Origin of the sequence: Mesorhizobium sp. NFR06, assembly GCF_900115245.1 — a bacterium.
GTDB lineage: Bacteria > Pseudomonadota > Alphaproteobacteria > Rhizobiales > Rhizobiaceae > Mesorhizobium.
In genome coordinates this window covers 38,427-63,827 of sequence record NZ_FOVT01000006.1, presented here as the reverse complement: position 1 = coordinate 63,827, position 25,401 = coordinate 38,427, and the positions used below count along the sequence as shown (strand labels likewise).

General features: G+C 63.6%; 29 protein-coding genes and 2 pseudogenes. 19 read left to right on the top strand and 12 right to left on the bottom strand.

Going from position 1 to position 25,401, the window contains the following annotated elements:
- Nucleotides 1-12 precede the first annotated feature (12 nt).
- The 3 genes from F3H96_RS12855 to F3H96_RS12845 form a co-directional block, all read right to left on the bottom strand.
- Nucleotides 13-714 carry an SDR family oxidoreductase gene (locus F3H96_RS12855; protein ID WP_149802116.1) on the bottom strand — a complete coding sequence of 234 codons (702 nt, stop codon included), beginning with the start codon at nt 712-714 and terminating at the stop codon, nt 13-15.
- Between the two features lie 307 nt (nt 715-1,021).
- Nucleotides 1,022-2,248, bottom strand: a complete 1,227-nt coding sequence (locus F3H96_RS12850) for a patatin-like phospholipase family protein (protein WP_149802115.1) — start codon at nt 2,246-2,248, stop codon at nt 1,022-1,024.
- Nucleotides 2,249-2,397: 149 nt separating this feature from the next.
- Nucleotides 2,398-3,297 carry an SMP-30/gluconolactonase/LRE family protein gene (locus F3H96_RS12845; protein ID WP_149802114.1) on the bottom strand — a complete coding sequence of 300 codons (900 nt, stop codon included), beginning with the start codon at nt 3,295-3,297 and terminating at the stop codon, nt 2,398-2,400.
- Between the two features lie 95 nt (nt 3,298-3,392).
- On the opposite strand from F3H96_RS12845, the gene F3H96_RS12840 reads away from it, so the two are divergent.
- The 8 genes and pseudogenes from F3H96_RS12840 to F3H96_RS12805 all read left to right on the top strand — a co-directional run bounded on the left by F3H96_RS12840 (nt 3,393) and on the right by F3H96_RS12805 (nt 10,253).
- Nucleotides 3,393-4,112: a FadR/GntR family transcriptional regulator gene (locus F3H96_RS12840; RefSeq protein ID WP_149802113.1), complete on the top strand. Its 720-nt coding sequence runs from the start codon at nt 3,393-3,395 to the stop codon at nt 4,110-4,112.
- Nucleotides 4,113-4,127: 15 nt separating this feature from the next.
- The gene (locus tag F3H96_RS12835; protein ID WP_149802112.1) at nt 4,128-5,330 is read left to right on the top strand and encodes a mandelate racemase/muconate lactonizing enzyme family protein; all 1,203 of its coding nucleotides are present in this window, start codon (nt 4,128-4,130) and stop codon (nt 5,328-5,330) included.
- Nucleotides 5,331-5,352: 22 nt separating this feature from the next.
- The gene (locus F3H96_RS12830; protein WP_149802111.1) at nt 5,353-6,330 is read left to right on the top strand and encodes a sugar ABC transporter substrate-binding protein; all 978 of its coding nucleotides are present in this window, start codon (nt 5,353-5,355) and stop codon (nt 6,328-6,330) included.
- Nucleotides 6,331-6,406: 76 nt separating this feature from the next.
- Nucleotides 6,407-7,384, top strand: coding sequence for an ABC transporter permease (locus F3H96_RS12825; protein WP_149802110.1), 978 nt, complete (start codon nt 6,407-6,409; stop codon nt 7,382-7,384).
- A gap of 3 nt (nt 7,385-7,387) precedes the next feature.
- On the top strand, nt 7,388-8,119 hold the full coding sequence (locus tag F3H96_RS12820) for an ATP-binding cassette domain-containing protein (protein ID WP_149802109.1): 732 nt from the start codon (nt 7,388-7,390) through the stop codon (nt 8,117-8,119).
- A gap of 11 nt (nt 8,120-8,130) precedes the next feature.
- Complete coding sequence (locus F3H96_RS12815; protein WP_149802108.1) at nt 8,131-8,886, top strand: SDR family oxidoreductase; 756 nt, start codon at nt 8,131-8,133, stop codon at nt 8,884-8,886.
- Nucleotides 8,873-9,763 (top strand): aldose 1-epimerase, encoded by an 891-nt coding sequence (locus F3H96_RS12810; RefSeq protein ID WP_244619985.1) that lies wholly within the window; start codon nt 8,873-8,875, stop codon nt 9,761-9,763. The genes F3H96_RS12815 and F3H96_RS12810 overlap by 14 nt, the downstream gene beginning before the upstream one ends.
- A gap of 117 nt (nt 9,764-9,880) precedes the next feature.
- Nucleotides 9,881-10,253 (top strand): annotated as a pseudogene (locus tag F3H96_RS12805) (endonuclease domain-containing protein).
- A 126-nt stretch (nt 10,254-10,379) separates the two neighbouring features.
- Here F3H96_RS12805 and dinB read toward each other — a convergent pair.
- Nucleotides 10,380-11,642, bottom strand: a complete 1,263-nt coding sequence (gene dinB / locus F3H96_RS12800) for a DNA polymerase IV (RefSeq protein WP_149802107.1) — start codon at nt 11,640-11,642, stop codon at nt 10,380-10,382.
- 360 nt (nt 11,643-12,002) lie between these two features.
- The gene (locus F3H96_RS12795; RefSeq protein ID WP_244619984.1) at nt 12,003-12,383 is read right to left on the bottom strand and encodes a cupin domain-containing protein; all 381 of its coding nucleotides are present in this window, start codon (nt 12,381-12,383) and stop codon (nt 12,003-12,005) included.
- A 315-nt stretch (nt 12,384-12,698) separates the two neighbouring features.
- Here F3H96_RS12795 and F3H96_RS12790 point away from each other — a divergent pair, with 315 nt between their 5' ends.
- Nucleotides 12,699-13,040, top strand: coding sequence for a hypothetical protein (locus F3H96_RS12790; RefSeq protein WP_149802106.1), 342 nt, complete (start codon nt 12,699-12,701; stop codon nt 13,038-13,040).
- Nucleotides 13,041-13,069: 29 nt separating this feature from the next.
- Nucleotides 13,070-13,306, top strand: coding sequence for a hypothetical protein (locus F3H96_RS12785; RefSeq protein ID WP_149802105.1), 237 nt, complete (start codon nt 13,070-13,072; stop codon nt 13,304-13,306).
- A gap of 25 nt (nt 13,307-13,331) precedes the next feature.
- On the opposite strand, the gene F3H96_RS12780 is transcribed toward F3H96_RS12785, so the two are convergent.
- Entirely contained in the window at nt 13,332-14,549 is a 1,218-nt protein-coding gene (locus F3H96_RS12780; protein WP_149802104.1) for a TadE/TadG family type IV pilus assembly protein, read from the bottom strand.
- Between the two features lie 276 nt (nt 14,550-14,825).
- Between F3H96_RS12780 and F3H96_RS12775 the strand changes: the two genes are divergently transcribed.
- The 5 genes and pseudogenes from F3H96_RS12775 (at nt 14,826) to F3H96_RS12755 (ending at nt 18,722) form a co-directional block, all read left to right on the top strand.
- Nucleotides 14,826-16,076, top strand: coding sequence for a pilus assembly protein TadG-related protein (locus F3H96_RS12775; RefSeq protein WP_149802103.1), 1,251 nt, complete (start codon nt 14,826-14,828; stop codon nt 16,074-16,076).
- A gap of 4 nt (nt 16,077-16,080) precedes the next feature.
- Nucleotides 16,081-16,521: a TadE/TadG family type IV pilus assembly protein gene (locus tag F3H96_RS12770; RefSeq protein ID WP_149802102.1), complete on the top strand. Its 441-nt coding sequence runs from the start codon at nt 16,081-16,083 to the stop codon at nt 16,519-16,521.
- A 61-nt stretch (nt 16,522-16,582) separates the two neighbouring features.
- On the top strand, nt 16,583-16,978 hold the full coding sequence (locus F3H96_RS12765; protein WP_149802101.1) for a TadE/TadG family type IV pilus assembly protein: 396 nt from the start codon (nt 16,583-16,585) through the stop codon (nt 16,976-16,978).
- A gap of 156 nt (nt 16,979-17,134) precedes the next feature.
- Nucleotides 17,135-17,663, top strand: a pseudogene (locus F3H96_RS12760) (IS1 family transposase); the annotation flags it as partial.
- 159 nt (nt 17,664-17,822) lie between these two features.
- Complete coding sequence (locus F3H96_RS12755) at nt 17,823-18,722, top strand: DUF3800 domain-containing protein (protein ID WP_149802099.1); 900 nt, start codon at nt 17,823-17,825, stop codon at nt 18,720-18,722.
- Between the two features lie 112 nt (nt 18,723-18,834).
- Here the strand turns inward: F3H96_RS12755 and F3H96_RS12750 are convergent, their stop codons facing one another.
- Entirely contained in the window at nt 18,835-19,032 is a 198-nt protein-coding gene (locus tag F3H96_RS12750) for a hypothetical protein (protein WP_149802098.1), read from the bottom strand.
- Nucleotides 19,033-19,281: 249 nt separating this feature from the next.
- Between F3H96_RS12750 and F3H96_RS12745 the strand changes: the two genes are divergently transcribed.
- Nucleotides 19,282-19,584, top strand: coding sequence for a hypothetical protein (locus tag F3H96_RS12745; protein ID WP_188131375.1), 303 nt, complete (start codon nt 19,282-19,284; stop codon nt 19,582-19,584).
- A 61-nt stretch (nt 19,585-19,645) separates the two neighbouring features.
- Here the strand turns inward: F3H96_RS12745 and F3H96_RS12740 are convergent, their stop codons facing one another.
- A complete protein-coding gene (locus tag F3H96_RS12740; protein WP_188131374.1) occupies nt 19,646-19,927 on the bottom strand; it encodes a hypothetical protein in 282 nt (93 codons plus the stop codon).
- 357 nt (nt 19,928-20,284) lie between these two features.
- Between F3H96_RS12740 and F3H96_RS30480 the strand changes: the two genes are divergently transcribed.
- The gene (locus tag F3H96_RS30480; protein WP_188131373.1) at nt 20,285-21,055 is read left to right on the top strand and encodes a hypothetical protein; all 771 of its coding nucleotides are present in this window, start codon (nt 20,285-20,287) and stop codon (nt 21,053-21,055) included.
- 351 nt (nt 21,056-21,406) lie between these two features.
- Here F3H96_RS30480 and F3H96_RS12725 read toward each other — a convergent pair whose 3' ends face one another.
- Nucleotides 21,407-21,949: a J domain-containing protein gene (locus F3H96_RS12725; protein ID WP_149802095.1), complete on the bottom strand. Its 543-nt coding sequence runs from the start codon at nt 21,947-21,949 to the stop codon at nt 21,407-21,409.
- Between the two features lie 101 nt (nt 21,950-22,050).
- Nucleotides 22,051-22,482 carry an SgcJ/EcaC family oxidoreductase gene (locus F3H96_RS12720; protein WP_149802094.1) on the bottom strand — a complete coding sequence of 144 codons (432 nt, stop codon included), beginning with the start codon at nt 22,480-22,482 and terminating at the stop codon, nt 22,051-22,053.
- 163 nt (nt 22,483-22,645) lie between these two features.
- Between F3H96_RS12720 and F3H96_RS12715 the strand changes: the two genes are divergently transcribed.
- Nucleotides 22,646-23,053: a hypothetical protein gene (locus F3H96_RS12715; protein WP_149802093.1), complete on the top strand. Its 408-nt coding sequence runs from the start codon at nt 22,646-22,648 to the stop codon at nt 23,051-23,053.
- Between the two features lie 189 nt (nt 23,054-23,242).
- Here the strand turns inward: F3H96_RS12715 and F3H96_RS12710 are convergent, their stop codons facing one another.
- Complete coding sequence (locus F3H96_RS12710) at nt 23,243-23,590, bottom strand: exopolysaccharide production repressor protein (RefSeq protein ID WP_244619982.1); 348 nt, start codon at nt 23,588-23,590, stop codon at nt 23,243-23,245.
- A 336-nt stretch (nt 23,591-23,926) separates the two neighbouring features.
- The gene (locus F3H96_RS12705) at nt 23,927-24,817 is read right to left on the bottom strand and encodes a DUF1236 domain-containing protein (protein ID WP_149802092.1); all 891 of its coding nucleotides are present in this window, start codon (nt 24,815-24,817) and stop codon (nt 23,927-23,929) included.
- Between the two features lie 251 nt (nt 24,818-25,068).
- On the opposite strand from F3H96_RS12705, the gene F3H96_RS12700 reads away from it, so the two are divergent.
- Nucleotides 25,069-25,368, top strand: a complete 300-nt coding sequence (locus F3H96_RS12700) for a DUF1236 domain-containing protein (RefSeq protein WP_149802091.1) — start codon at nt 25,069-25,071, stop codon at nt 25,366-25,368.
- Nucleotides 25,369-25,401: the final 33 nt, after the last annotated feature.

Genomic DNA, 25,401 nt, shown 5'->3' with positions numbered 1-25,401 from the left:
GCCCTCTTTACCTCACACCGCCCGTGTGATGCCGCCGTCGACGCGGATGTTCTGCCCCGTGATGTAGGCCGCCCCGTCCGAGGCCAGGAAGGATATCGTCGCGGCGATTTCTTGCGAGGTGCCGTAGCGTTTCATCGGCACGCTGTCGCGGCGCTCTTCAGTTGCCGGCAGGCTGTCGGTCCAGCCGGGCAGCACATTGTTCATGCGGATGTTGTCGGCCGCATAGGTGTCGGCGAAGATCTTGGTGAAGGCGGCAAGCCCGGCGCGCGCCACGGCCGAGGTCGGGAACATCGGGCTCGGCTCGAACACCCAGGCGGTCGAGATGTTGATGATGACGCCCGACTTCTGCTTCCGCATCACCGGCGTCACCAGCCGGGTCGGGCGCACGGCGTTGAGGAAATAGGTATCGATGCCCTTGTGCCAGTCCTCGTCGCTGATCTCGATGATCTCGGCGCGCGGCCCGTGGCCGGCACTGTTGACCAGCACGTCGATGCGGCCCCAGCGTTCCAGCGCGCCATCGGTGAGGCGCTTCAGGTCGTCGTTCGACTGGTTGGAGCCGGTGACGCCGAAGCCGCCGAGCTCCTTGCCCAGCGCCTCGCCCTTGCCGGAGGAGGAGAGCACGCCGACCTTGAACCCGTCCGCCGCCAGGCGCCTGGCCGCCGCCGCCCCCATGCCGCTGCCGCCCGCCGTCACCAGAGCTACTTTTTCCACCATGTTGTGATCCATTCGTTGCTGAAAGCGCCCTGTTAGCATGGACCGGGCGGGGCACGAACCGGATTGAATTGCACCAAGGCGACTGGCGAAGGCGGCGGAGCGCCTAATCTCCCCCCTTGTGGGGGAGATGCCCGGCAGGGCAGAGGGGGGCGCTGTCCCGCCGGCGTATCAGTCGGTGTCCACGCCGCCGTGCCTTTTGATTTGACAAGGGACCCAAGCTCGGACAGCGCCTCATTCCTTCGCGCCCCCCTCTGTCCTGCCGGACATCTCCCCCACAAGGGGGGAGATCGGCAGTTCGAATGCCGGCTCAAACTCTCAAAACACCCATCACCATCTTCGACACTTTCGCGCAGCGGCCGGGTTTCACGTCTCCCGCCTTCAGCGGCACGCCCTTGCCGGCAGCCACCGCCGGCTCGAACCAGGCGCGCAGCCCCTGGTCGGCGGTGCAGTAGCCCCAGTTCACCAGGTCGACCGTCTCTGCGCCGCCCAGGAAATGCAGCGAGGTGCCGATATCCGCCGGCGCTGTGGCGGCGGTCTGCACGAAACTCGGCTCGGTCGCGTCAGGCTTGCTGGCGATCGACCAGAAGACGCCGCGCGTCGCCGCGTAGTCGGGCCGGGTCGCGTCATAGGGCAGGCCGCGATCGTCGGCGTCCTTGGCCGCCTGGAAACGCGCCACCAGATCCCGGCGCCGCAGGGAGCGCACCTGGTTGTCGGTGGTGTCGAGCACGCGTTTGAGCTGCGAGAACCAGTTCCAGTAGCCCGCTTTCGAAGCCCGCCATGGCGCGCCGGCGTCGCTGACCAGCAGCCAGCGGCAGCGCTTCAGCGCCGGCTCGATGCCGTGATTGTCGTAGACGCCGCCATCGGTGAGCACGGCGCGGCGCGGCGGCACGGGCGGACCGACCGAGGGGTCGAGCTTGTCGTTCTTCCAGGCGAAGGGCGTGAGGTCGAGCCGGAGCGGCGACAGGAAGGGCGGGAAGGCCGAGGAGGCGGCAACGGCGGTCGCGACCGGCAGGTCGGCCTGGTAGGCGACACCGATGCGGTAGTCGGCGATGTAGCGCCGCGACAGGCGAAACAGCGAGCCGGTGCCGAGATTGCTGGAGCAGAACACGAACCAGGGTTTTTGCGGCAGGCTTTTCAGCATCGGCCTCGAGCCGGCGAACAGGTGCCGCTCGTAGCAGGCGGCGACTTCGCGCGTCGCGCTCGAAAACGGGTTGAACAGGCCCTTGAAGATCGACGGCGCGTCGAGGAAGACCTGCGAGAATTCCAATATCCTGTCGAGATAGATGTCGAAATTGGTGGCGATGCCATTGACGAAGGTGAAGCGCGGCCACAGCACCGCGAGCAGCCCGGCCGCGATCGAGCCGCCCGAGACCGAGCTCACCATGTCGAGCTTTGCGAGCAATCCCGCCTCGTTGAGACGGCACAGTGCGCCGGCGTGGAACAGCATGGCGCGGTAGCCGCCGCCCGACAGGCAGAGGCCGAGATCGTAGCGCTCGGGGTCGCCGTCGGTGCTCGCGAGCGCTGTATCATCCATGATGCCCCCCGTTCCACCGCATTGCGTGCATGCGAGCCAGGGTCCCAACGACCGGCCGCGGCTGGTGCGCTCAGATCAACGCAGCGCGGCCGTTCTTGCAAGCGGCGGAATCGCGGACCTTCGCGCTGCCCTGTTCGGGATTGGCGGCGCTACCCGAACCGGTTGCTCGGCACGCCCCGTACGCCTGGCCGCAGCGCGAACACGCCGCCCTCGTGCGGGGCCGCGTCCAGGTGCTCGGCGCTCATGGTGAAGCGCGCCGAGGTGACGAACAGCGTATCGAGCTCGGCGCCGCCGAAGGCGCAGCTCGTCGGCCAGCTGCAGGAGAGTTCCGCGACGCGCTCCGGCTTGCCGTCGGGCGCGATGCGCAACACGCAGCTCCCGCCCACCACCCGGCAGTTCCAGACGTGATCCTCGGCATCGAGGCAAGAGCCGTCCGGCAGGCCGCGCGGAAAATCGGCGAGGAACATACGCCGCTCGCCAAGCCGCGATGCGCTCCTGTCCAGGTCATAGCTGTAGAGCGCATTCTTCATCGTGTCGGCTGTGACAAAGCGGCCGCCCGGCATCCACGCCATGGTGTTGGTGATGCCGAACCGGTCGTCGCTGAGCGCCGTCACCGCGCCGTTCGCATCGACTCGATAGAGCCGCCCTTCATCGCCGGTGATGGCCACCGGCGCGTCGTCCGGTCCGATATTGTTGGCCATCGTGCCGACCCAGAACGAGCCGTCCGGCGCCACTACGCCCTCGTTGAGCCGCGTGTCCGGCCGGTCGGGCTCGATCGTCGCGATCGTCCGGAACGGTCCGCCGAAATCCCACCGCGCAATGTCCTTTCGCAGCCCGACGATCGCGCCGCCATCCTCGCGCAGGCCGATCGAGGTGACGAGATCCGGCGTCGGCCAGGTTTCATGGGCGCCGCTGACCGGGTCGAGCCGGTGGATCCGGCGGCCGATGATGTCGACCCAAACCAGCCTGGAGCGGCGCTCGTCCCAGACCAGGCTTTCGCCGACCACGTCGCGTGCATCGAGGATCAGGGTGGCTTCCGTTTCGTGCATGGCAGACCTCTCGGGAAATCGGCTTGACATATATCTTTCGGGTAAATTATGAGCAATATGATACAAACCTGTCATACAGGTTTTCCGGGGGTGACATGCAGGATTCGAGAGACACAGGCGATGAGCCAAGCCCGGGCCTGGTCAGCACGGCGATCCAGGCGATCACCCAGCACATCCGCGCCGAAGGCTTGGCACCTGGCGATCTGCTGCCCAGCGAAGCCGCCATGACGCGCCAGCTCAATGTCTCCCGCACCGTCGTGCGCGAGGCCTTCCGCTCGCTGTCGGCGATGCGCCTTATCGACATGAGCGCCGGCCGCCGCGCCACCGTCGCCAAGCTCGACACGGGCGCGATGTCGATGGTCATCGAGCATGGCATCACCACCCAGCAGATCAGCGTCCAGCAGGTCTATGACGTCAGGCGCACCATCGAGATGCGCACCGTGGCGCTGGCGGCGCTCCGCCGCACCGACGCGGAGGCCGCCGCCATCGCGAGTTTCGCCCGACTGATGCGCGAGAATTTCAAACACCCTGAAATCGTCATGGAGCACGACATTGCCTTCCACGAGGCGATTGCGGGCGCCTCGCATAACCCGGTCTTCTCGCTGATCGTCACAGCCTTCAGCGGCGTCACGCGCCGCACCTGGGTGATCGGCTGGCGGACCCGCTCGACCGACGAGGATCAGCTCAAGATGATCAAGGGCCACGAGGATATCGCCGAGGCGATCCTCAAGGGCGATCCGAGGCTTGCGGCCGAGCACATGGCGCAGCATTTCGACAAGAGCGTCAAGGCCCTCCTCGACGCAGGCATAGCCTGACATGGAGATCGCCTGATGAAGATCCGTGCCATCGAAACCATCCGCATCGAGGAGCGGCCCAACCTGCTCTGGGTCGAGGTCCATACCGATGAGGGCATCACCGGGCTCGGCGAGACCTTCTTTCTGTCGCGCACCGTCGAGGAATATCTGCACGAATATGTCGCGCCGCGCGTTATCGGCCGCGATCCGCTGCAGATCGACCTGCTCGCGGCCGATCTGGTCGGCTATCTCGGCTTCCGCTCCAGCGGCGCCGAAGTGCGCGGCAATTCCGCATTCGACATCGCGCTGTGGGATATTTTCGGCAAGGCTACCGGCCAGCCTGTCGCCCAGCTGCTCGGCGGCTTCAGCCGCCGTTCCATCCGCACCTACAACACCTGCGCCGGCACCGAATACATCAAGGACGCCAAGGGCCAGACGACGGCCAATTACGGCATCGGCGCGAAGCGGGAATATGACGACCTCAACGCTTTCCTCACCCGCGCCGGCGAACTGGCGGAGGAACTGCTGGAGGACGGCATCACCGCCATGAAGATCTGGCCGTTCGACCACGCGGCGGAAAAGACGCGCGGCAACGACATTTCGGCGGCCGACCTGAAGGCGGCGCTCGAACCTTTTGAAAAGATTCGCAAAGCCATCGGCGACCGGATCGACGTCATGGTCGAGTTCCACTCGATGTGGCAGCTCCTGCCGGCCATGAAGATAGCGCAGGCGCTGAAGCCCTTCGCCACCTACTGGCACGAGGACCCGATCCGCATGGACAGCCTCGGCGATCTCAAACGCTACGCCGCGGCGAGCCCGGCGCCGATCTCGGCCTCGGAGACGCTTGGCAGCCGCTGGGCCTTTCGCGACCTTTTGGAGACCGGAGCGGCCGGCATCGTGATGCTCGACATCTCCTGGTGCGGTGGGCTGTCGGAGGCGCGCAAGATCGCCGCGATGGCCGAGGCCTGGCGGCTGCCGGTCGCCCCGCATGACTGCACCGGTCCTGTCGTGCTTGCCGCCTCGACCCATCTGTCGCTCAACGCCCCCAACGCCCTCGTCCAGGAAAGCGTGCGCGCCTTCTACCGCACCTGGTACCGCGACCTGGTGACGGCGCTGCCCGAGGTGAAGGACGGCATGATCACCGTGCCGCCTGGGCCGGGGCTTGGGCTCGCGCTCAACCCCGATCTTGGCAAGGCCTACACCGTCCACCGCCGCGTCAGCGACAAGGCGGACATCTAGAAGATCCATAGGGAGGAATGACATGAGAAAACTGACTGCAATGCTTCTGCTCGGCGCGGCCCTGGTCGGCGGACAGTCCGCTGCCCGTGCCGACGGCCTCAACATCGTCTTTACCCATCATTCGTCGGCCTCGAACACGTTTTGGCAAGCGGTGAAGAAAGGCTTCGACGATGCCTGCGCCAAGGTCGAGGCCACCTGCAACATGGTCTTCACCCAGACCGAGGGCTCGGTCGAGCAGCAGGTCGCCAACATGCGCGCCGCTCTTGCCGCCAAGCCTGACGCACTGCTGACCTCGATCGTCGACGACCATGCCTTCGACGATGTGATCAAGGAGGCGCGCGACGCCGGCGTGCTTGTCATCGCCGTCAATGTCGACGACACCGAAGGCGCCAAGGGCAATGCGCGCCAGGCCTTCGTCGGACAGGGCTTCAAGCCCGCGGGCTATTCCCTTGCCAAGGCCATTTCCGAAAGCTTCCCGAAGGACGGCCCGATCAAGGTGCTGGTCGGCATTTCCGCGCCCGGCCAGAACTGGTCGGAAAGCCGCGGCGCCGGCATCATGCAGTTCCTCGAGGAATACAAGGCCGCCCATGCCGACCGTGACGTGTCGTGGGAGCGCATCGACAGCGGGACAGATCTCGCCATCACCTCCGACCGCGTCGGCGCCTATCTGAACGCGCATCCCGACACGACCGCCTATTTCGACACCGGCTTCTGGTGTGCCGGCGTGGCGCGCGTGCTGGCCGATCGCGGCGTGGCCCCCGGCAAGGTCTTGCTTGGCGGTTTCGACCTCGTGCCCGAGGTGCTGCAGCAGATGCAGAAGGGTTACGTCCAGGCGCTCGTCGATCAGCAGCCCTACATGCAGGGCTTCATGCCGGTGATGGAAGCCTATCTCAACAAGAAGATCGGCCTTGCCCCATCGGATATCGACACCGGCCAGGGCATCGTACGGCCGAAGGAGGCCGACAGCATCATGGCGCTGTCCGCGCAGGGAATGCGCTGAACCTCGGCTGGAGCGCTTGCATCGGCGGCGCCCGGCGCCGCCGATGCGCCCTGAAATCAAGTACCGGAGCCTTTCGTTGAAGCGCCTGTTCAAGACCTATCTCGAAAAGCCTGAACTGGCCGGATTGATCCTGCTGGTGCTGCTCGTCATCCTGTTCCAGGTCCGCTCGCATGGCGTGTTCCTGAACGCCGACAATCTGCGCGGCATCCTCGGCATCCTGCCGGAGGCGGGCCTCGTCGCCATCGGCGTCACCATCCTGATGATCAGCGGTGAGTTCGACCTCTCGGTCGGCTCGGTTTTCGCGCTGATGCCGATGACGATGGCGGTCCTGATGGTGCACGGCGCGCCGTTTCCGCTGGCGCTGCTTGCCGGCCTGCTGGTCTCGGCCGCCATCGGCTTCATCAACGGCTACGTCACCATCCGCTTTGCAATACCGAGCTTCATCACCACGCTCGGCATGCTGTTCATGGCGCGCTCGCTCACCGTCGTCGTCTCGGGCGGTTTTCCGCCGCTGCTGCCCGCCGACCTGCCCAACTGGCTGTTCATCTCCTTCGTCGGGCCGGGCAACATGTTCCGCATGTCGTTCCTGTGGTTCGCGGCGGTCGCGGTGCTCACCTCGCTGATGCTGTCGCGCACCAATTTCGGCAACTGGATCAAGGCGACCGGCGGCTTCATGCCGGCCGCCGCCGCCATGGGCATCCCGACCGCAAGGGTCAAGATCGTCTGCTTCATGCTGTGTTCGGTGCTCTCCGGCTTCGCCGGCATGCTGCAGGTGCTACGGCTGGGGTCGCCGCTGCCTTCGATCGGCGAGGGGATGGAATTGCAGGCGGTGGCGTCGGCCGTCATCGGCGGCGCGTCGCTGCTGGGCGGCATCGGCACCGTGATGGGCGGCATCATCGGCACGACGCTGATCCGCGTCATCGACAACGGCCTGGTGCTCAGCCATGTCGATGCCAACTGGTTCAAGTTCGCCATCGGCTTCCTCACCATCTTCGCCGTCGTCGCCAACGCCTGGATGCGCAAGCGCGCCAAGGCCATCAAGATGGAGGGCTGAGCGATGACCGAAGCCATCATCTCGGTGCGCGATCTCCACAAATGGTATTCCGGCGTCCACGCGCTGAAGGGGGTCACGCTCGACTTCCGGCGCGGCGAGGCGCTTGGTCTTGTCGGCGACAACGGCGCCGGCAAGTCGACGCTGATCAACATCCTGTCCGGCGTCCACCGCGCCGACCAGGGCGAGATCAAGGTCGAGGGCAGGCCGGTCAGCATCGAGACGCCACGCGATGCGATGGATCTCGGCATCGAGACGATCTACCAGTACAACTCCATGGTTCCCACCATGTCGATCGCCAGGAACCTGTTCATCGGCCGCGAGCCGACCCGCTTCTCGATCCTTGGGGTCGGCATCCTCGACCAGAAGAAGATGGCTGAGGAGAGCATCCGCGCTATCGCCAATGTCGACCTGCATCTGCGCTCGCCGGATGCGCTGGTGGGCGAGCTTTCCGGCGGCCAGCGCCAGGGCGTTGCGATTGCGCGCGCCATGCATTTCAAGTCAAAGGTGATGATCCTCGACGAGCCGACCAATCACCTCTCGGTGAAGGAGACGAACAAGGTGATCGGCTTCGTGCGCGGCCTGAAGGAGCAGGGCGTCACCGGCGTCTTCATCAGCCACAATATGCACCACGTCTTCGAATGCTGCGACCGCATTGTGGCGATGGCGCGCGGCGAAATTGTGCTGGACAAGCGCATCGGGGACACCTCGATCGACGAAGTCCACGGCGTGTTGTGAAGGGTTAGGCAATGAAAACGCTCGCTGGTCGTAAGGTGCTTTTGACGGGCGGGCTCGGCTCGCTCGGCCGGGCGCAGGCGGTGACGCTGGCGCGGGCCGGGGCGCGTGTCCTGGTGCTCGACCGTCCCGAAATCGCCGACGGGCCGAAGATCGTTTCGGCCCTGGCCGCCGAGGCCGGCGGCGACATCGCCTTCGTCGGCTGCGATCTCAACCGTCTTGGCGAGGCGGAATCGGCTGTCGCGGCGCTTGCGGAAAATGAAGGCGGGATCGACATTCTGATCAACAACGCCGCGCTGATCATCAACCGGCCGTTCGAGGAGTTTTCCCTGACCGAGTATGAGGATCAGATCCGCGTCAATTCTTCCGCCGCCTTCGCGCTGGTCCGCGCCTGCGCGCCAGGCATGAAGGCCAAGGCCTATGGCAAGATCGTCAATTTCTGCTCGATCACCCTCAACGGCCGCTGGGACGGCTATGTGCCCTATGTCGCCTCGAAGGGCGCCATGCTCGGCCTCACCAAGTCGCTGGCGCGCGAGCTTGGGCCGCATGGCATCCGCGTCAACGCCGTATCGCCGGGCGCGGTGGTCTCGGAAGCGGAGGCGCGCGTCTTCGGCGATCGGCTGAAAGAGTACAATGACTGGATCCTGGAGAACCAGAGCCTCAAGAAGCGCATCGAGCCTGAGAATGTCGCCGATCTCGTGCTGTTCCTGGTCTCGCCCGCTTCCGACATGATCAGCGGCCAGAACATCGCCATCGATGGCGGCTGGTGAGATCATGGCCGGCATGGTGGAGCTGAACGACGGCTACTCGAGCCTTGTTCTGGTACCGGAGAAGGCCGCCGCGATCGCCCGCTACGACGCGCTGGTAATCGGCGGTGCGCCGGTTCCGCTGCTGAAGCCGGGGGACGGCACCGGCACGTCCGGCTGCCAGCTCCTGGTGCCATGGTCGAACCGTATTTCCGGCGGCGGCTTCACCTTCGAAGGCCGCTTTCATGCCATCGCGCCGAACATGCCGGGCGAGGCCTTCCCGATCCATGGCGACGGTTTCCAGAAAGCATGGCGGCTTGCCAGCCGTACCGACACCGAGGCGGAGCTGGTGCTGGAGGAGGGCGCTATCGGGCCTTACCGCTACAGGGGCTCTGTCACTTATGCGCTGCAGAACGGCACGCTGGAGGCGCGCCTCATAGTCGAGAACCGCGCCGGCATGCGCCTGCCTTACGGTCTCGGGTTTCATCCCTGGTTCCGGCGCGGCGACTCGACACTTCTGGAGGCGAAGGCCAAGCGTGTCTGGCTCGAGGACGAGCGCCACCTGCCAGTCGGCGTGGTGCCGGTGCGCGAGCGCCCGGCCTGGGATTTCGACCGCCCCATCCCGCTGCCGCTGGAATGGGTGAACAACGCCTTCGACGGCTGGGATCGTCGCGCCACTATCGTCCAGCCGGAGCAGGGCATCGCGGTCACGCTCGCCGCCTCGCCGGAGCTCGACGTCTACATCCTCTATTCGCCGTCGCCGGATGCCGGATTCTTCTGCTTCGAGCCGGTCTCGCACACCGTCGATGCGCATCACGGCGAGGGGCTGACCACGCTGGAAGACGGCGAAACGATGAGCGCGACGATGCGGCTGGAGTGGGAGGTGGTGGAGACCGATTGAGGGCACCAGCGGCGGGACTGCTGATCTCCCCCCTTGTGGGGGAGATGTCCGGCAGGACAGAGGGGGGCGCCGTAGAGTAGAAACGTCGGCGATACAACCTCGGACCTAGTTGCGACCATGCCGCATTCTCTCCTGCCGCCTCGACATCGCGCCAACGCAAAGTCGATGCGCAAGGCCATGACCGACGCCGAGTTGAAACTCTGGAACGAGCTTCGCGCGCATCGGCTGATGGGGCTGGGCTTTCGAAGGCAATTTCCGATCGCAAGTTACATCGTCGACTTCGCCTTGTCCGGAGAAGAAGCTGATCGTGGAAGTCGACGGCTCGCAGCACAGCGACGCAGGTTTTGCCGAGGCCGATGAGATCAGAAGCAAACGCCTGGAGCAGGATGGCTGGACCGTCTTGCGGTTCTGGAACGATGATGTCATCCGCGACATCGACAATGTCTGTCAGCATATTGTTATTGCGGCAGGATTGGCTGGACCAATCTGAGATGCTGGCGGGACAGCGCCCCCCTCTGTCCTGCCGGACATCTCCCCCACGAGGGGGGAGATTGGCCGTCGCGTCGGCTTTCGCCAATCTCCAACGCTGCAAGAGGATGCCGAGGCGCTAAGCCCCTCACAGCTCCTTCTCCGCCAATTCCCGGAACCCGTCCGGCACCGAGCGCGGGCCTTCCAGCGCCACGGCGCCGTAGCCGACCGCCTCCTTGCCGAAACGCTGGCGGATCTTGTCGACGGCGCGGTCGGCGCTGAAGCGGGCCAGCCCCTTGCGGCTGCCGGGCTTGAGCTTCTCGTCCGCCAGGCCGAGCGGCAGTTCGAGCTGCAGCTCGGCATGTTCCTCCAGATGCGAGACGGAGATGGCGAGCAGCGAGATGTCCCGCTCGCCGGGATGGGCGGCCAGCACGCCGCGCACCAGCTCCTCGGCGATTTCGGCGAGCATCGCCGTCGCCTGGATCGGCTGCTCCAGCGTCACCGAGCGGGTGACGGCGCGCATGTCGGCGAAGCGCACGCGCACCGTCACCGTGCGGCCCGGCCGGTCCTTGGCGCGCAGCCGGCTGGCGACGCGGTCGGCCAGATGCAAAAGCGTCGGCACGAAGACGCGCGGCAGCGCCGGCTTCCGGCCCAGCGCCGACTGCGCGCCGGCCGAATGGGCGCGGCGATGCGTCTCCAGCCGGCGCGGGTCGCGGTTCCAGGCAAGCGCGGCAAGCTTCTGGCCGGCGGCATGACCGATCAGCCGCTGCAGCGCGCCGCCATGGGTGCGCGCCAGCTGCCCGATGGTCTCGACGCCGATCTCGGCCAGCCTGGCCCTGGTCGCCGGGCCGACGCCCCACATCAGCGTGACGGGCAGGTCGTGCAGGAATGAAAGCTCGGTGCCTGGTTCGACCACCACCAGCCCGTCGGGCTTGGCCACCTGCGAGGCGATCTTGGCGAGATGCTTTGTCCGCGCCACGCCGATCGAGATCGGCAACCCGAGCTCGCTCTTCACCCGCTCGCGGATTGTCCGCGCGATCTGGTCCGGCGGTCCGAACAAATGCGTGCAGCCGGCGACGTCGGCGAAGGCCTCGTCGATCGAGATGCGCTCGACCACCGGCGTGAAATCGTCGAGCACCTTGATCGCGGCGTCGCCGAGGCGCTGGTATTCGGAAAAATGGCCACCGACGAAGATGAGCTGCGGGCAGAGCTCGCGCGCCTTGCGGCCGGGCATGCCGCCGCGCACGCCGAAGATCTTGGCCTCGTAGGACGCGGCCAGCACCACGCCGCCGCCGACGACGATCGGCTTGCCACGCAGCGACGGGTCGAGCAATTGCTCGACCGAGGCATAGAAGGCGTCGAGATCGGCATGCAGGATGGTGGCGGCCGCAGCGGCGTTCGTGGCGAGCATCGCCGTCTCCATCCGGTCCGCGTTGCGCCGCAGCATTAGCGGCGTCTTTCGGAAGGGGTTTTTATCAGAACATAAAGAGAACAAAAGCGGTTTCTTGTCAAGCCGGCGGAGCCAGGCGCCAGAACAGTTACAACCGAGTAAAACCTGGGCGTTTACGACGCGGTTGCAAGGGGCGCGAACCCATAACCTTCGTCGTTTCGGTCAGGCCCGAGGATGACGGCGCGTTGGGGCAACTGGATAGACCAGGTACCGATACGCCGGCGCGATAGTGCCCACCGTCCGCCGTTCGCAGCCGCCAATCGCGCATTCCCGTAGAAGGATACGCGCCCAATCGCGGTGCCCGGCCGCCAACCGCTTGCGCTAGGCCGGCTTGGCGTATTGCTCGGCGCTCAGCACCTCGATGCATTGGAACGGCTGGTTGCCTTCCACCCAGGCGTCATGGCCGGGCGGGATGGTGTAGGACGTGCCGGCCTCGAAGGTCTTTTGCGTGCCGTCCGTCATGCGCACCGTGATCGACCCCGACACGACATAGCCCACATGCGCGACCTGGCAACTGTCGGTCTTGACCACCGGCTTCACACAGTCGGACCAGCGCCAGCCCGGCTGCATGTTCATCCGCGCCAGCGAATAACCCGGCAGCCGCACGATCTCGACGCGCGTCTTGGCGGGCGCGCGGACCTCGTCGGGATCGTTGTGCGATTTTGATGCGAGTTTTGTCACGTTCATTGCGACTTCGGTCAAGGTATCCCTCCCATCTGTGCAGCGGAGCCTGACGTTGCGATCGTCGGCGACCGCAAGCCGGGATTCATACGCCTTATTATGAGGTGTTGCTAATGCAATCGGGATGCCAGCGAACCGGGTGGAACGCTCGGCAGGCATCGTGCCGAAGGCCGACGTCGCGGGCCTCGGGCGACGGTCCGAACCCCGGTTCGGACTGAAGTCTCATCGCGCGAACGCAGAGGCCCCAGGCGTCGAATTCCGGGAAACATCCGGGGCGCCAATTCATTGCCTAGCAAGCCGCCGGACAAAGTCCCTTCATCGGCGGTCGAGGACGGAGTGCCGGCCATTCCTGCGATGTGGCGGGCACTCCTGCCCCTTGAATGGTTCCTGGAGTTGGCCGCCATGCGCCCCGGCGAGATGATCGCGAACCTGTTTGCCGCGCTGCTCCTGGCCGGCCTGGTCGGCGGCGTCGTCCTCGTCTTCGGCAAGCCGCTCTGGCCCGGGCGGCCGGCCCAGATGGTGATCCTGCCGCCGATCGACACGATCGCGACCGGAACGGTGCGCAAGGCCTGCCTCGATCCTTGCCTGCCGGCCCGCTTCGACCTCAAGCTCGCGCCGGCCAGGCCGGCGGGCGAGGCGAAGCGCGGGAACCGGTCCGCGCCTCACGCCGTTGAATGAGCGAAGGGATGGCGCTGGCGGAGGCCGCCATGGATAATTTCGAACTCATCGATCTTCTGTGCGTCATCGACGCCTGCGTGAGCGACCGTTCGGCCGGGCGCCTCGTGCCGATGTCGAAGGCCGTCGAGGAACTGCGTGTGCTGACCGGCGATTTCGTCTCCTCGGATGAGGATGCGACCAACGCCTTGGCGCAGGTTGCGCTCGAGCGCGGTTGCGCGGTGCTCCTGGACGAGCAGCCGGGCGCCGATATCGTCGGCGAACTGTGATCCTCCCTCGAGGGAGGATTGGCGCTCACCTCGCCAGGGTGATCATCCGTCCTGCGTACATTTCGCGGTTTCCGAGTTCGGCCGTGCAGTCCGACTTCACCGCGGAATTCCCCGTCATGGCGACGGTGTCGCCGACCAGCCGCAGGCAGCTTCCCTGGGCGCTCATGTCCGAATTTCCGGCATAGGTGATGGCGGCGTCCGGGGCGTAGATGAAGCCGCTCACCAGCGAGCCGGAACCACCGTTCAGCGTCAGCGCCTGTGTGTTGCCGTGCGCCTGGAAGATGGTGATGCCGGCATAAGGACCGCTGGTCGGGGGCGAGAGGTTAACCGTCTCGTTGGCGTTGATGTAGAGCTGTGAGTTCTCCATCAGGAAGATCGTCACGCCCTGGCCGCTCAGGCTGCCATTGCCGCCGGGCTTTATGGTGACGTTGCGCAGGATGTAGGTGCCCGGATTGAGGGTGATCTTTCCCGACAAGGTCGTGTCGCAATAGGTGCCCGGCGACAGCGTCACCGTCCTGCCGTTGGGCACCGGCAGGCAAAGCGTGTAGGCCGGAGGAACGACGTCGGCCAGCGGATCGAACGAGGCATACTGGTTCTCGTGCGGCGCGCCGCAGGAAAGGGCGGCGCTGGGCGGCGTCAGGCCTTGCGTGCCGCCGACCGTCGACACGCAGCCGGCGCTGAGCACCGCCGAGCCGCCCCGGTTGACGGAGTCGGCGGCGTCCGAGTTGGCCGCGATCACGCAGCCGGTCATCGCCACGTTTGTGGAGCCCTGCAGGTTGACCGCTGCGCCGGCGTGCTGGTCGAGCGCGAGAACGCAGGCCTGCGCGCCGGGTTTGATCTTGACCGAGGCCGAGCGCGTCGCCTGCCAGGCCGGCATGCCGCTGACGAAGGAGGGCCTGCTGATGCTCGACGACAGCGAAATGAAGTAGCCCCTCGGATCGCCGCTTGCGCCGGCCTGCAAGGCAGCGAGGCTGCCCGAATATTCCTGCGCGTCGGCGACGCTCATATTGGCCGCGAAGAAGGTCTGGCCGAGTTGCCGCACATCGTTCGCCGTCATGCCCGGCTGGTATTTCGTACCGATCGCGAGGCCGGCCGCGTCCAGCGAATTCTGCAGCTGCGCGGCGTCGTTGCTGGTGCCTATCAGGTTGATGGAACCTGCCAGGGCAATCATTATGGGCACCATGGCGACCGCCGTCGCGATCGCGAAGTTGCCGCGCCTCGAAGCCCAGAACTGTTTGATCATGGAGCCTGCCCTCGCCGTCCAAGCGAGCAGTGATAGGCGCGTCGTCTCTACGAGCGATTTCCAAAAAAGATAAAATGCAAAAGGTCTAAAATTGTTGCTTTTTCTGGCGTTTAGACGAAAGTCTGATCAAGTGTGCGACCTAAGTCGTATTGCGGGCGTCGCAAGGCGGTTAATGTGCCCTCTGGGGTCTGACCGGTGTAAGTCGAGCGAAAAAATTAGCCATTCGTTTATCTGAGGATGTTGAAGCTTAGCCGGGATATCTTGGGCGCGCTTGGCATGGTTTCACTCGGCCGAATCTTCAGACATATCGTTTCTCGCCTGCGATGCGGCGAGGGCGGCAATGTCGCCACCATCTTCGCGCTTACCCTGCCGATTGTCGTCGGCGGCGCCGGGCTCGGCGTCGAGACCTCCTATTGGTACTATTCGAGCTTGAAGCTGCAGGCGATGGCGGACGCCGCCGCCTATGCCGGCGCGCTGGAAAAGGTCGCTGGATCCGACACGGCCGCAATCACCACGGCCGCCTCGCAGTCCGCCGCCTCGAACGGGCTGGGCGCCGGCACCATCGTCGTCAACACCCCGCCCGTGTCGGGGCCGAACACGGCCAAGAAAGCGGTCGAGGTCATCCTCAACCAGAACCTCGACCGGATGTTCACCTCCATCTTCACGCAGACGAAGGTGCCGGAACAGGCGAGGGCGGTGGCGCTGATCACCGATGCCTCGAAGGCCTGTGTGCTGGCGCTCAACACTTCGGCTTCGCAGGCGGCGCTGTTTTCCGGCAGCACCAGCGTCAAATTCAACGGCTGCTCGGTCATGTCGGATTCGATGGCCAACGATGCCATCAAGGTGCAGGGTTCGGCCGGCCTCCAGGCCGACTGCCTGATCACCGTCGGCGGCATGGTGCTGAACAATCCGGTAACCACGGTCTGCAAGTCGCCGATGACCCAGGCGCTGCCGGCTGCCGACCCGTTTGCCAGCTTGCCGGCACCCACGGCCACCAACCCGTGCAAGAATGTCAACGGCGGTAAAACCACGCAAACACTCCAGGCCGGCACATACTGCAGCGGCATGAACCTCAACGGCAATGTCGCGCTTTCTTCCGGCACTTATGTCGTGCAAGGCAATTTGAAGATCAACGCCGGCGCGGTCATCACCTGCGCCGCACCCTGCACCAACGGCGTCACTATCTTCATGTCGGGCAGCTCGACGGTCAGCATCAACGGCAACGCCACCGTAACGCTGAGCGCGCCAACCTCGGGCACCTATTCCGGCGTGCTGTTCTACGGCGACAGGACCGGCACCGCGGCGCAGAGCACCTTCAACGGCACCGCGGACTCGCTTTTGACCGGCGCCATCTATTTTCCCAGGCAGCAGGTCAACTATCTCGGCAATTTCTCGGGCCTGGACGGCTGCACGCAGGTCGTTGCCGACACCATCCAGTGGTCGGGCAATTCGACCATCAATCAGGACTGCTCGAAACACGGGGGCGGGGATATCCCGGCCGCACCGTCGGTCGCGATCGTCGAGTAGCAGCATGGAGCCGCTGGCGACACGCTTCCGCAAGAACCGCTCCGGCGCCGCCGCGGTGGAATTCTCGCTCGTGCTGCCGGTGCTGTGCGTCGCTCTCTTCGGTATCGCCGACGGCTGGTCCTACGTCACCAGCTCGCTGGCGATGCGGGCCGGCGTGAAAACGGCGGCGAACCTGCTGTTGGCCGGCTCCTCCGACGACAGCGCCATCCAGGCAGCAGCGCTCGCAAGCTGGAACAACAAGCCCGCCGACGCGGCGGTCACCGTGAACCGCACCTATAAATGCGGAACGACCGTGGTTGACGCGGCGACCCCGTGCACGGGGTCGGACCTACGCTCGATCTATGTCCAGATCCAGGCGTCCGGAACCTGGGTTCCCCCCTTTACCTTCGGCCCCTTCCCAAACAACACCGCGATCGGCCATCAGCAGGTGGTTCGTGTCCGCTAAAGCAATCCCAGAAAAAGTGCCCCGCCGCTTTCCGTCCGGAATTGCGCCTCGATACAAGCAAATGGCGACGGCGTTCGCCGGCAATGCCTCGGGCGGGGCCGCGATTGAATTCGCGCTGGTCGCGCCGCTTCTCATCATGCTGCTGTTCGGCATCTTCGCCTTCGGCTGGTCGATGAACAACGCCTCCAGCGTGCGCTACGCGCTCGAAGCCTCCGCGCGCTCGCTGCAGCTCAACAACACGTTGACCCAGTCCGACATCCAGGCGATCGCGACGCAGAAGCTGCAGGCGCTTGGCCTGCAGAATGTAAGCGTCACCATCGTCACCGATCCGGCGAGCGGCGGCTTCCGCATGGCGCATGTCAACGCGAGCTACGCCTTCGTCATCAACTTCCCCTATTTTGACGATTTCCCGATCAGCTACACGACCTCGGTGACCGTGCCGCTGGTCGGCGGGTAGAAAAGCGCGGAACCGATCGTGAAAAGCCCGTCGCTGCGAGGAACAGCGAAAGCTCCTGCGATTTCGAAGCGGCTACACCCTCGAAGATCGGCCGCCGGCACCTGCAATCGGTTGGAGGGAGCGCGGACAATCATACCGACCAATGGGTAGTGTCTCAGCGAATATGCGCTGGCCTTCATGGATGACGTGAAGGACCGTCTTGCCAACCGCGTCCAGCTTACGACGGACGGCCACCGCGCCTACCTCAATGCAGTCGAGGAAGCCTTTGGAGCGGATATCGATTACGCGATGCTCATCAAGCAGTATGGCGAGCCGGAGGGCAAGAAGACCTCGCCAGAGCGCCGCTACCAAGACGCGGATCGAAGGCAATCCCGATCCGGTGTATGTCAGCACGTCGCATATCGAGCGCGCCAATCTCACCATGCGCATGGCAAACCGCCGCTTCACGCGCCTTACCAATGCGTTCTCGAAGAAGTTCGACAACCATGTCCACATGGTCGCCATCTACACGGTCTGGTACAACTTCATTAAAATGCACAAGACGCTGAAAATGACGCCGGCAATGGCCGCTGGCGTGTCGGATACCCTCTGGTCAATGGACGACCTTTGCGCGAATATGAACGCTGTTGCACCTAAACCGGGAAAGCGCGGCCCCTATAAAAAGCGAATTGAAATAAATACTTAGACGCCAAAGGACATATTTTTTTGGAGGTACCCATTGTCCACTAGCGGCAAATGCTATACATTTATGGCCGCGTCTGAGATGGGTCGCCAAGCGTCCCGCCTTAGGGCAAAGGCCCTAATAGCTCAGTCGCTTCATTCATTTTGGCTGACCTGACCGACAATGTACATATGTTACATTGACGAGTCAGGTACGGCTGACGTTCCCGGTACAAGCTCACACTTCGTGCTCGCTGGCCTGAGTATTCCAATTGAACATTGGCGGGATGCTGATCGCGAAATTTCCCAAGTGCTCGCCAAATACGGCTTAGAGAACGACGAGCTGCATACGGCTTGGATGACGCGAAAGTACCTTGAACAAAGCAAGATAACCGGCTTTGCTGGAATGGATTGGGCTGCCAGGCGCGCAGCTTGTCAGAAAGAACGGACCCGACATCTTCTCGCTCTGCAAAAGGCGCAAAAGGCAAAGGCGTACCGGCAGGCCAAAAAGAACTACCGGCACAGCGAAGCCTACATCCATCTTACGCTTGACGAGCGCCTAGCAGCCCTTTCTGCAGTCGCTGACGCCGTGGCGTCTTGGGGCAGCGCAAGGCTATTCGCGGAATGCATCGACAAAACACATTTTGACCCCGTTCGCACAGGTAGAGCAGTAGACGAGCAAGCTCTTGAACAGGTCGTGTCCCGCTATCAGCAATTCCTTTCCAGCACAGAGAAGAATGGCACAGGAACGGGGAAGCCTTTGGGGCTTCTGGTGCACGACAACAATGAAAGCGTTGCGAAAAAGCACACAGAATTGATGAGGCACTTCCACAGCAAGGGCACACTCTGGACGACAATCGACAACATTATTGAAACGCCCCTGTTCGTCGACAGTAGCCTCACCAGAATGGTGCAGATCGCCGATCTATGTTCGTATGCACTTCGGCGTTTTGTTGAAAATGGAGAGACCGACCTTTTCAAAAAGGTCTTCACCAGGGCAGACTCGGTCAAAGGGAAAACGGTCAGTATCCGCCATTTCGCTGGCTACACCTGCCAGTGCGCAATCTGCGTTTCTCATCGCTAAATTTCAAACTGAGACACTACCGACCAATGGCCCGGCTTGCAGGCGGTATTAGTCAGGACTAATGTTATTTTGGGGTGAAAGCGGAGGACGTTCAATGCCGGGTAAACCAACCTCATTCCCAATGCCTGCCGACGTGTTCGATGCCTTGCCGGACCAGGCAAAGGGCCACCTGCCGCCAGCCACGTTCGATGCTGCTGCCGCCGCGGCGGCGGCACCGGATCATCCAGCTGCCGGCGATCATTTCGCGCCCCATGCGGATGTCACTTTGCCGGCCGACGCGACCAGTGCGATCGACCAGCACGACGCCCATATTCCCAGCTTCATAACCGACTGGCTGCTATAACGCCGGGACTTTGGCGGTTGTTTCCATCGCATGAGCGCCCTTCGCCTTCGCGCCGGGCGCAATCATTGAGCCTGCCAGGAACAGGTGCCGGGCTGGCGATATGCATCGGCCCTGGTGGCCGGCCGGCATTGCCTTAGCAATCTCTAAAAAGCCGCAAGCTTGGCGCCAGCCAGGAATGCTAGGAACCTTGCTGTCATCCATACCAGGAGCGCAGCCATGACCTCTCCCGTTGGAAGCCAGCACAGCGCGGCGGCCGTGCAACATGCGAGCAAACCTTCACCATCGACGGAAACCTTCCCGGGCAAGAGCGCCGATAGCGTCGGCCACCTCGCAAAGGCCTCTGTCCTGGAGACCGACGCCAGCGAGCCGAACGCGCAAGGGAAAGCCGCGTCACGGATTGCCCGGATGGATCTGACGATGCTTTCCCCGATCGGTTCGGGCGAAGATCAGGAGCCGGACACGGCAACGGACGCGCCGACGCAGGCTGATGGCACGGAAGCTTCAGACCCTGCTGTTTGACCGGTGAAGGAACTCGGTCCGGTTCCGTCCGAATAACGGACCTACGTATGGAACTCAGGGGCTAGCAGCCTTCCGTTGTCGTTTTCATCTGGCCGGGCGCGTTCGATTTGGCGCTCGTGTCTTGCTGGCCGGGGGCTGTTTGCCTTGCGCTGCCCGTCTGCTGTCCAGGCGCGCAATCCGTCGCCGAATTCAAGTTGGTCGAGTTCGTCAAGGTCGAGTCCGTGCCCTGGTTGCTGGGCATCGTCGTCGTGGTCGATGAAGAGCTCGACGAGGTGTCCGACTGCGCCGCCGCTAGGCCGCCGGACAGGGCAAAAAAGGCGACAACAAGAAGAATCCGTTTCATCACGATTGCTCCTTCTGCATGTCCCTTCGTTTGTTCAATCCCAGCGGTGCAAGAGTGTTCCGGCGGCGCAAAGCAGTTCGCGATCCGGGAGGTTTCAGGGCGCAAGCGCCTCTTTCGGACCATGGTCTGGCGAGACGAGGGCCCTCATTGTTCCAAACGGCCCAAGGCCGGTCGGTCCTTTGTATTTCCGTTAAATTTCAATGCGTTAACACCATATTCCGAGAATCCCGTCAGGCTGCCGCCACCCCGCTCTCGTTTAGCAACCGCATTTGCCTAAAGTTTATCCGACGTCATTAGGAAATTCTCATAAGAGGCTGCCTAGCGGTTGGGCCATCGATTCATCTGCGGAGAAGGACAATGACATTGCGAAAGACACTTCTGGCCTCACTCGCCATTCTGGCGCTCGCGGCGGCTCCCGCGCTTGCCGGCGCCGGCGGCAATGGCGGCGGCCATGGCGGCGGCAACGGCAATGGCGGCGGCCATGGCAACGGCAATGGCGGCGGCGGCAATGCCGGGGGCAACGGCAACAGCGGCGCTTCGCATGGCAAGTCGGGTTCTGCTCCGGGCCACGCCAAGAGCACCGACGACAGCGCGTCGGACGACGCCTCGACCGACGACACGACCACCGCCGCGACGCCGAAGGACAAGAACATCCACGCCAAGCTCGGCCGGTTGAACTCGCTGCAGCGCAACATCAACGCTTACATGAATTCCAAGAGCCCGAAGTTCGCCGCCATCCAGGCCTATGTGACGCAGGCCGCGGCAGCCAAGAACGCGCAGGCAGCGGTCGACGCGGCAAACGCCAAGCTGGCCGCCGATCAGGCCGCCTTGGCCGACCTCACTGCGCAGCTGGCGCTGCTGGATCCGGCCACGCAGCAAGCGGAAATTACGGATCTCCAAAATCAGATCGCAGATCTGAACACGGCCATTACCGTTGACGATCCCAAAGCGATCGCGGATGCCCAGACTGCGGCTGCCAACAACGTCGCCCCCACCGATGCGTCATTGGACGCCGCCCTTGCCGACATGGCCAACAAGCCGGTCGACGCCGACGTCACCGCCTGGGCCAAGGATACGCTGGCCGGCAAGATCGACGCCGAAGCCGCGGCCACGGCGACGACCCCATAGGCCGGTCGAACCGACCAGAGGGTGAACGAAAACGCCGCCGGCCCTGCCGGCGGCGTTTTCATGTGAGATTGGTTTTGGCGCCGCGGACCGGGCCAATTTTCGACGGTGCGTCAGACCTCAGTCGCCTTGTCTTCGGTGACGCTCAGCGCCTATGTCACCTGTGCGCTCCCCGTTCTTGCCCCCAATGGCGCATGGTTCAGGCTCCGCTGTACCCGGTGGAGCCGAGCCCAGTTACCGGGAGTTCAGGAGACGACAGTCGATTCCTCAGGGATGTAGCTGTTCCTTCATCGAGCCCGCCGCTGGTTCAAGCGCCAGCAGGCGGGCTTTTGATGGCCGGCGAAGCGGGCTGCTTCATTCAGCATGATCGAGCAGCCGGGTGGCGTTGGGACGATCCCGGCCGTGCTTGACGCCGGCGTGATCGATGCCTTCCACCGTGATGGCGAATGTTCCGTTCTCGGTCCTGCCGATGAAGCCCTTCGACTTCAGGTACCAGAGATGAAACTCCAGGTGCTCGCGAGGGCAGCCCGACAGGCGCTCGAGCTCGTCGTCGCCGATGCCCGGATTGTTGACGTCGCGTCTGCGTCTCACATAAAGCAGCGACAGCAGATTGGCCTGGATGACGGAATCCCTTTCCATGCCGCCACCGTCGCGCGCTTCCGCCGTGAGTTCGTGGCGAAGGCCCAGATTCTGGCGATAAACGATGTCGTACTGGGCCCGCTTTACCGGATCCCGCAGCGTATTGTGGGCTTCGACGATCTCGCTGAAGCGCGCTTCATTGCCGGTTTCCTGATTGTCAGGATGGAAACGCATGGCAAAGTAGCGGAAAATCCGCTCGATTGTCTCAGAATTGGCGTTCGGGCTTATTTCCAGAAGTTCGTAGTAGTCAATGAACATGTAATCGTGCTTCCGAAATCACGGAAACCATTCCCCCGATCGGAGCATTGCCCAAATGCAGCGCGCATGCAAGGCGCCAGCCCCAGGTCCTCTCGGCATGCCTAACGCTTGCCCTTGCCGGCGGGAGCAATCATTCCCGTAACGATGTCTGTGTTCTGGGCGACCCTGATGCGCCAGCCCGACGGCCCATTGTGAACAATGAGAAGCAGGATGCCCTCCCGCGTGCCGGCTTGCGAACCGTCCGGTGCGAGGGCGCCTTGGAGGGTCCACGTAAAGTGCACGGAGGCGACGTCGGTCCCCAGTTCGACAACCGAAGAGACCCTTCCATCCAATCGGCTGTTGCGAAAGATCGTGTCATGGGTTGCGCGATGCGCTTGCTCGATCTCCTCCCGGTTCTTCCACCACATGCCGACGACATTGACGAAATTGGCGTCCGGTGAGAACAGGGCCGCCAGCCCGCTCGCGTCATGACGGTTCCACGCCTCGGCGAATGCGGCGGCGGCATCTTCCGGCTTTGCAAGCGTCACGTTCATTGCGCTCTCCGTGCTTTCCGGCCAACATACAGGAGTTCGACGGCGCAGGCGACATAACCGCTGCGCACTTTTGGGCGACATGCATTGGCTGCGCCATGGCTAATGTGACCCGCTGGATGTAGACTTTGAGTCGGGTTTACAAAGGCATTGGGAGCAAAAGCATATGCCACGGGTATCGGAACTCTTCTTCAAGACCGCCATCATCTTTTTCCTGCTGGGCATCGCCATCGGCGTCAAGATGGGGATTTCGGGCGATCACGGCGCCTTCCCGGCGCACGCGCATTTCAATCTTCTGGGCTGGGTCACCAGCGCCATCTTCGGCGGCTATTACGCGCTCAATCCGGCCAAGGCCGAGAAGCGTCTCGCCATGATCCACTATGGCCTCTACACGCTCGGCCTCGTCGTCATGCTACCGCCGCTCTACCTGAAATACGCCTATGGAATGGACGCCGTCGAGCCGATCCTGGGCATTGGTTCGCTGATCGTCGCGGCCGGCGTGCTGGTTTTTGCCTACATGGTGTTCTCGCCCGCGCAGGCGGTGCGCTCGGCAACGCCTGCCACAGCGCGCTAGGATAACCCGCTCATTGCTCATAAAGCCGGGCGGCGTTTGCGCCGCTCGGCTTGCACATGTCAGGCGCGAGCCGCGTCTGTCTTTCTTCTCGGGATTAGAGCAATTCCAGGAAAAGTGTGACACGGTTTTCCGTCAGGAATTGCGTCAAACGAAGCGCGTTTCGCCGTTTCCGTAAAACGGTGAAGTGCTTTAGGGTAGTCTTGGAAAGAAGCGCGAGATCAGCGCTTGGATGATGCCGTCCCGTTCGAACGGACCCGGCATTTTGGCGGGCGATGCGGCGCCCTCGCTTGGCTTGGCCTCGTCGGCCTCGCGTCCTTCGCGCTGCACGAGCCACACCACCGCCGCGAAGTAGCCCACCTGCAGGATGAGGGCGGCAAGAAACGTCCAGCCCAGTGCAGCCCAGATCGACCCGGTGGACTGGAATGTCCAGCCGAGGATCGCCAGAAGCGTTGCAACCATTCCCACAAGAAACTGCGGAAAATACATTTGCCCAACCGAGCGCCGCGACCATGTCCGGTCGTCGACGATCTCGCCCATATCTCTACCCGTCACGACCCTTGCACCTTTTCCCGTGGGACCGCAAGCTGTAGGCGGCCCCGTCGCCCTTTCGTCCGATCCGAAAGGGACTACGGACGCAGGACTTCCGTTGTCACAACTGGGAATTCCGCGACTTCGTTCCCAAAAATGCGTGCATTCAAGGCACGACCAGAGCGCGTCGCGCTGAAAACGGATTCAGGCGGCGGGCTCAAAATCCTGGTGTTGTTGCATGTCGCTGCCCCGAGACAGCTGCACACTTGCGGGCATGCCGCCATGCCCTCGCAAGAAAAAAGGCCCGCCGACGCGACGAGCCTTTGTTCATTCATGCTGCCCGGATCAGGTCTCCAGGATCACCACGATCGTGTAAGTGTTCGGATCGACGATGACGATCCGTCCGTCCGCCAGCACGAAGTACTCATAGTCTTCGTAAGCCGGGACGATCTTGACGATGCGGGCCGGCAGGCGATGCAGACGGATCTTGTGCCGCGGGATCTCGACGCCGACCGAGATGTCGAAGGTGACATCGCGAACCGGCTGGACGTGGGTCTCGTGGATGATCTGGGTGATCTGCGTCTTCTGCTCGACCGTCACATTGTTGATCGACGCCGTCTTGTCCTGGTCAGTCTGGACGTTGGTGTTGCCCTGAGCCTTCTGCTCGGTGGCCGTGCCGGTCTTGCCTTGGGCATTCTGCTGGGTCTGCATCTTGGTGGTACCCTGGGCGTTCTGCTCGGTGCTGGTACCGGTCTTGCTCTGGGCATTCTGCTCGGTGGTGGTGCCGGTCTTGCCCTGGGCCTGCTCATTGGTCTGCATCTTGGCCTTGCCCTGGGCCTGTTCGTTCATCTTCGAGCCCTTCGGGCAGTTGGCCATGCCGGTCTTGCACTTGGCCGTACCCTGAGCCTGCTCCTCTGTCTTGGTGCCAGCCTGACCCTGAGCCTGCTCTTCGGTCTTCATCTTGGTGTTGCCCTGGGCCTGTTGCTCGGTGCTGGTGCCGGCCTGACCCTGGGCTTGCTCATTGGTCTGCATCTTGGCCTTGCCCTGGGCATTCTGCCCGGTCTGCGCCTTCATCTTGCCCTGGGCCTGTTCGCCCGCTTTGCCGCCCTTCTGGCAGTCGGCCTGGCCGGCGACGCAATTGTCGCCGCCGCTGGGCTGCGCGGACTCGGTTTGCGCCATCGCGGCGCCGCAACCGACACCCAGCGCAATCATGCTTGTGATGAGCAGATGTTTCATTTTGATTCTCCTCGGAACAGTCTGTCCCTTCGTTTTGGGTAACCCCGCCCGAAACGCATTGTTCCGAAATTGCCGCGCCGGAGCGCAGCGCCGTTTTGCGGGGCACGGACGAGCCGCGAATTCTTTGCGGCGACAGCCAATTTTTGCGGGAACAAGCCTTGGCGGGTGGCGTTAGGGGCAAATGCCGACCGGCTGTGGAAATCGCAGGCGCAGCGTAGGAGGCGATTTCGTCCACAGAGGAGAGATGATCGATGAAAATGCACCTTACCAATGTCGCCGCGGGCCTGCTGCTTCTCGCCGGTGTCGGCGCCACCGCCGCGCAGGATGTCGTGATCGAGCCCGAGCAGGAAACCATCATCAAGGAATATGTCCACAAGCAGCCGCTGGCCTCGATCGAGATCCCGGGCGTCAAGCTCAGCGTCGGCAGCGTGCTTCCCGACACCGTCGAGCTGCACGAGGTTCCGAACGTCAAATACCGCTATGTCGTCGTCGACAACCAGACGGTCGTGGTCGATCCGGGCACGCGCAAGATCGTCAAGGTCATCCAGTAGGATGCATTCGGGGATGGCCAGCCGCCGGTCCGG

Coding starts and splice junctions, on each gene's coding strand:
- F3H96_RS12855 (WP_149802116.1), bottom strand. CDS start 714: ATGGTGGAAAAAGTAGCTCTGGTGACGGCGGGCGGCAGCGGCATGGGG.
- F3H96_RS12765 (WP_149802101.1), top strand. CDS start 16,583: ATGGCGACGGCGTTCGCCGGCAATGCCTCGGGCGGGGCCGCGATTGAA.
- F3H96_RS12710 (WP_244619982.1), bottom strand. CDS start 23,590: ATGGGCGAGATCGTCGACGACCGGACATGGTCGCGGCGCTCGGTTGGG.
- F3H96_RS12820 (WP_149802109.1), top strand. CDS start 7,388: ATGACCGAAGCCATCATCTCGGTGCGCGATCTCCACAAATGGTATTCC.
- F3H96_RS12810 (WP_244619985.1), top strand. CDS start 8,873: ATGGCGGCTGGTGAGATCATGGCCGGCATGGTGGAGCTGAACGACGGC.
- F3H96_RS12845 (WP_149802114.1), bottom strand. CDS start 3,297: ATGCACGAAACGGAAGCCACCCTGATCCTCGATGCACGCGACGTGGTC.
- F3H96_RS12785 (WP_149802105.1), top strand. CDS start 13,070: ATGGATAATTTCGAACTCATCGATCTTCTGTGCGTCATCGACGCCTGC.
- F3H96_RS30480 (WP_188131373.1), top strand. CDS start 20,285: ATGACATTGCGAAAGACACTTCTGGCCTCACTCGCCATTCTGGCGCTC.
- F3H96_RS12720 (WP_149802094.1), bottom strand. CDS start 22,482: ATGAACGTGACGCTTGCAAAGCCGGAAGATGCCGCCGCCGCATTCGCC.
- F3H96_RS12850 (WP_149802115.1), bottom strand. CDS start 2,248: ATGGATGATACAGCGCTCGCGAGCACCGACGGCGACCCCGAGCGCTAC.
- F3H96_RS12750 (WP_149802098.1), bottom strand. CDS start 19,032: ATGGGCGTCGTGCTGGTCGATCGCACTGGTCGCGTCGGCCGGCAAAGT.
- F3H96_RS12830 (WP_149802111.1), top strand. CDS start 5,353: ATGAGAAAACTGACTGCAATGCTTCTGCTCGGCGCGGCCCTGGTCGGC.
- F3H96_RS12775 (WP_149802103.1), top strand. CDS start 14,826: ATGGTTTCACTCGGCCGAATCTTCAGACATATCGTTTCTCGCCTGCGA.
- F3H96_RS12715 (WP_149802093.1), top strand. CDS start 22,646: ATGCCACGGGTATCGGAACTCTTCTTCAAGACCGCCATCATCTTTTTC.
- F3H96_RS12835 (WP_149802112.1), top strand. CDS start 4,128: ATGAAGATCCGTGCCATCGAAACCATCCGCATCGAGGAGCGGCCCAAC.
- F3H96_RS12745 (WP_188131375.1), top strand. CDS start 19,282: ATGACCTCTCCCGTTGGAAGCCAGCACAGCGCGGCGGCCGTGCAACAT.
- F3H96_RS12700 (WP_149802091.1), top strand. CDS start 25,069: ATGAAAATGCACCTTACCAATGTCGCCGCGGGCCTGCTGCTTCTCGCC.
- F3H96_RS12815 (WP_149802108.1), top strand. CDS start 8,131: ATGAAAACGCTCGCTGGTCGTAAGGTGCTTTTGACGGGCGGGCTCGGC.
- dinB (WP_149802107.1), bottom strand. CDS start 11,642: ATGCTCGCCACGAACGCCGCTGCGGCCGCCACCATCCTGCATGCCGAT.
- F3H96_RS12780 (WP_149802104.1), bottom strand. CDS start 14,549: ATGATCAAACAGTTCTGGGCTTCGAGGCGCGGCAACTTCGCGATCGCG.
- F3H96_RS12755 (WP_149802099.1), top strand. CDS start 17,823: ATGTACATATGTTACATTGACGAGTCAGGTACGGCTGACGTTCCCGGT.
- F3H96_RS12840 (WP_149802113.1), top strand. CDS start 3,393: ATGCAGGATTCGAGAGACACAGGCGATGAGCCAAGCCCGGGCCTGGTC.
- F3H96_RS12740 (WP_188131374.1), bottom strand. CDS start 19,927: ATGAAACGGATTCTTCTTGTTGTCGCCTTTTTTGCCCTGTCCGGCGGC.
- F3H96_RS12725 (WP_149802095.1), bottom strand. CDS start 21,949: ATGTTCATTGACTACTACGAACTTCTGGAAATAAGCCCGAACGCCAAT.
- F3H96_RS12770 (WP_149802102.1), top strand. CDS start 16,081: ATGGAGCCGCTGGCGACACGCTTCCGCAAGAACCGCTCCGGCGCCGCC.
- F3H96_RS12705 (WP_149802092.1), bottom strand. CDS start 24,817: ATGAAACATCTGCTCATCACAAGCATGATTGCGCTGGGTGTCGGTTGC.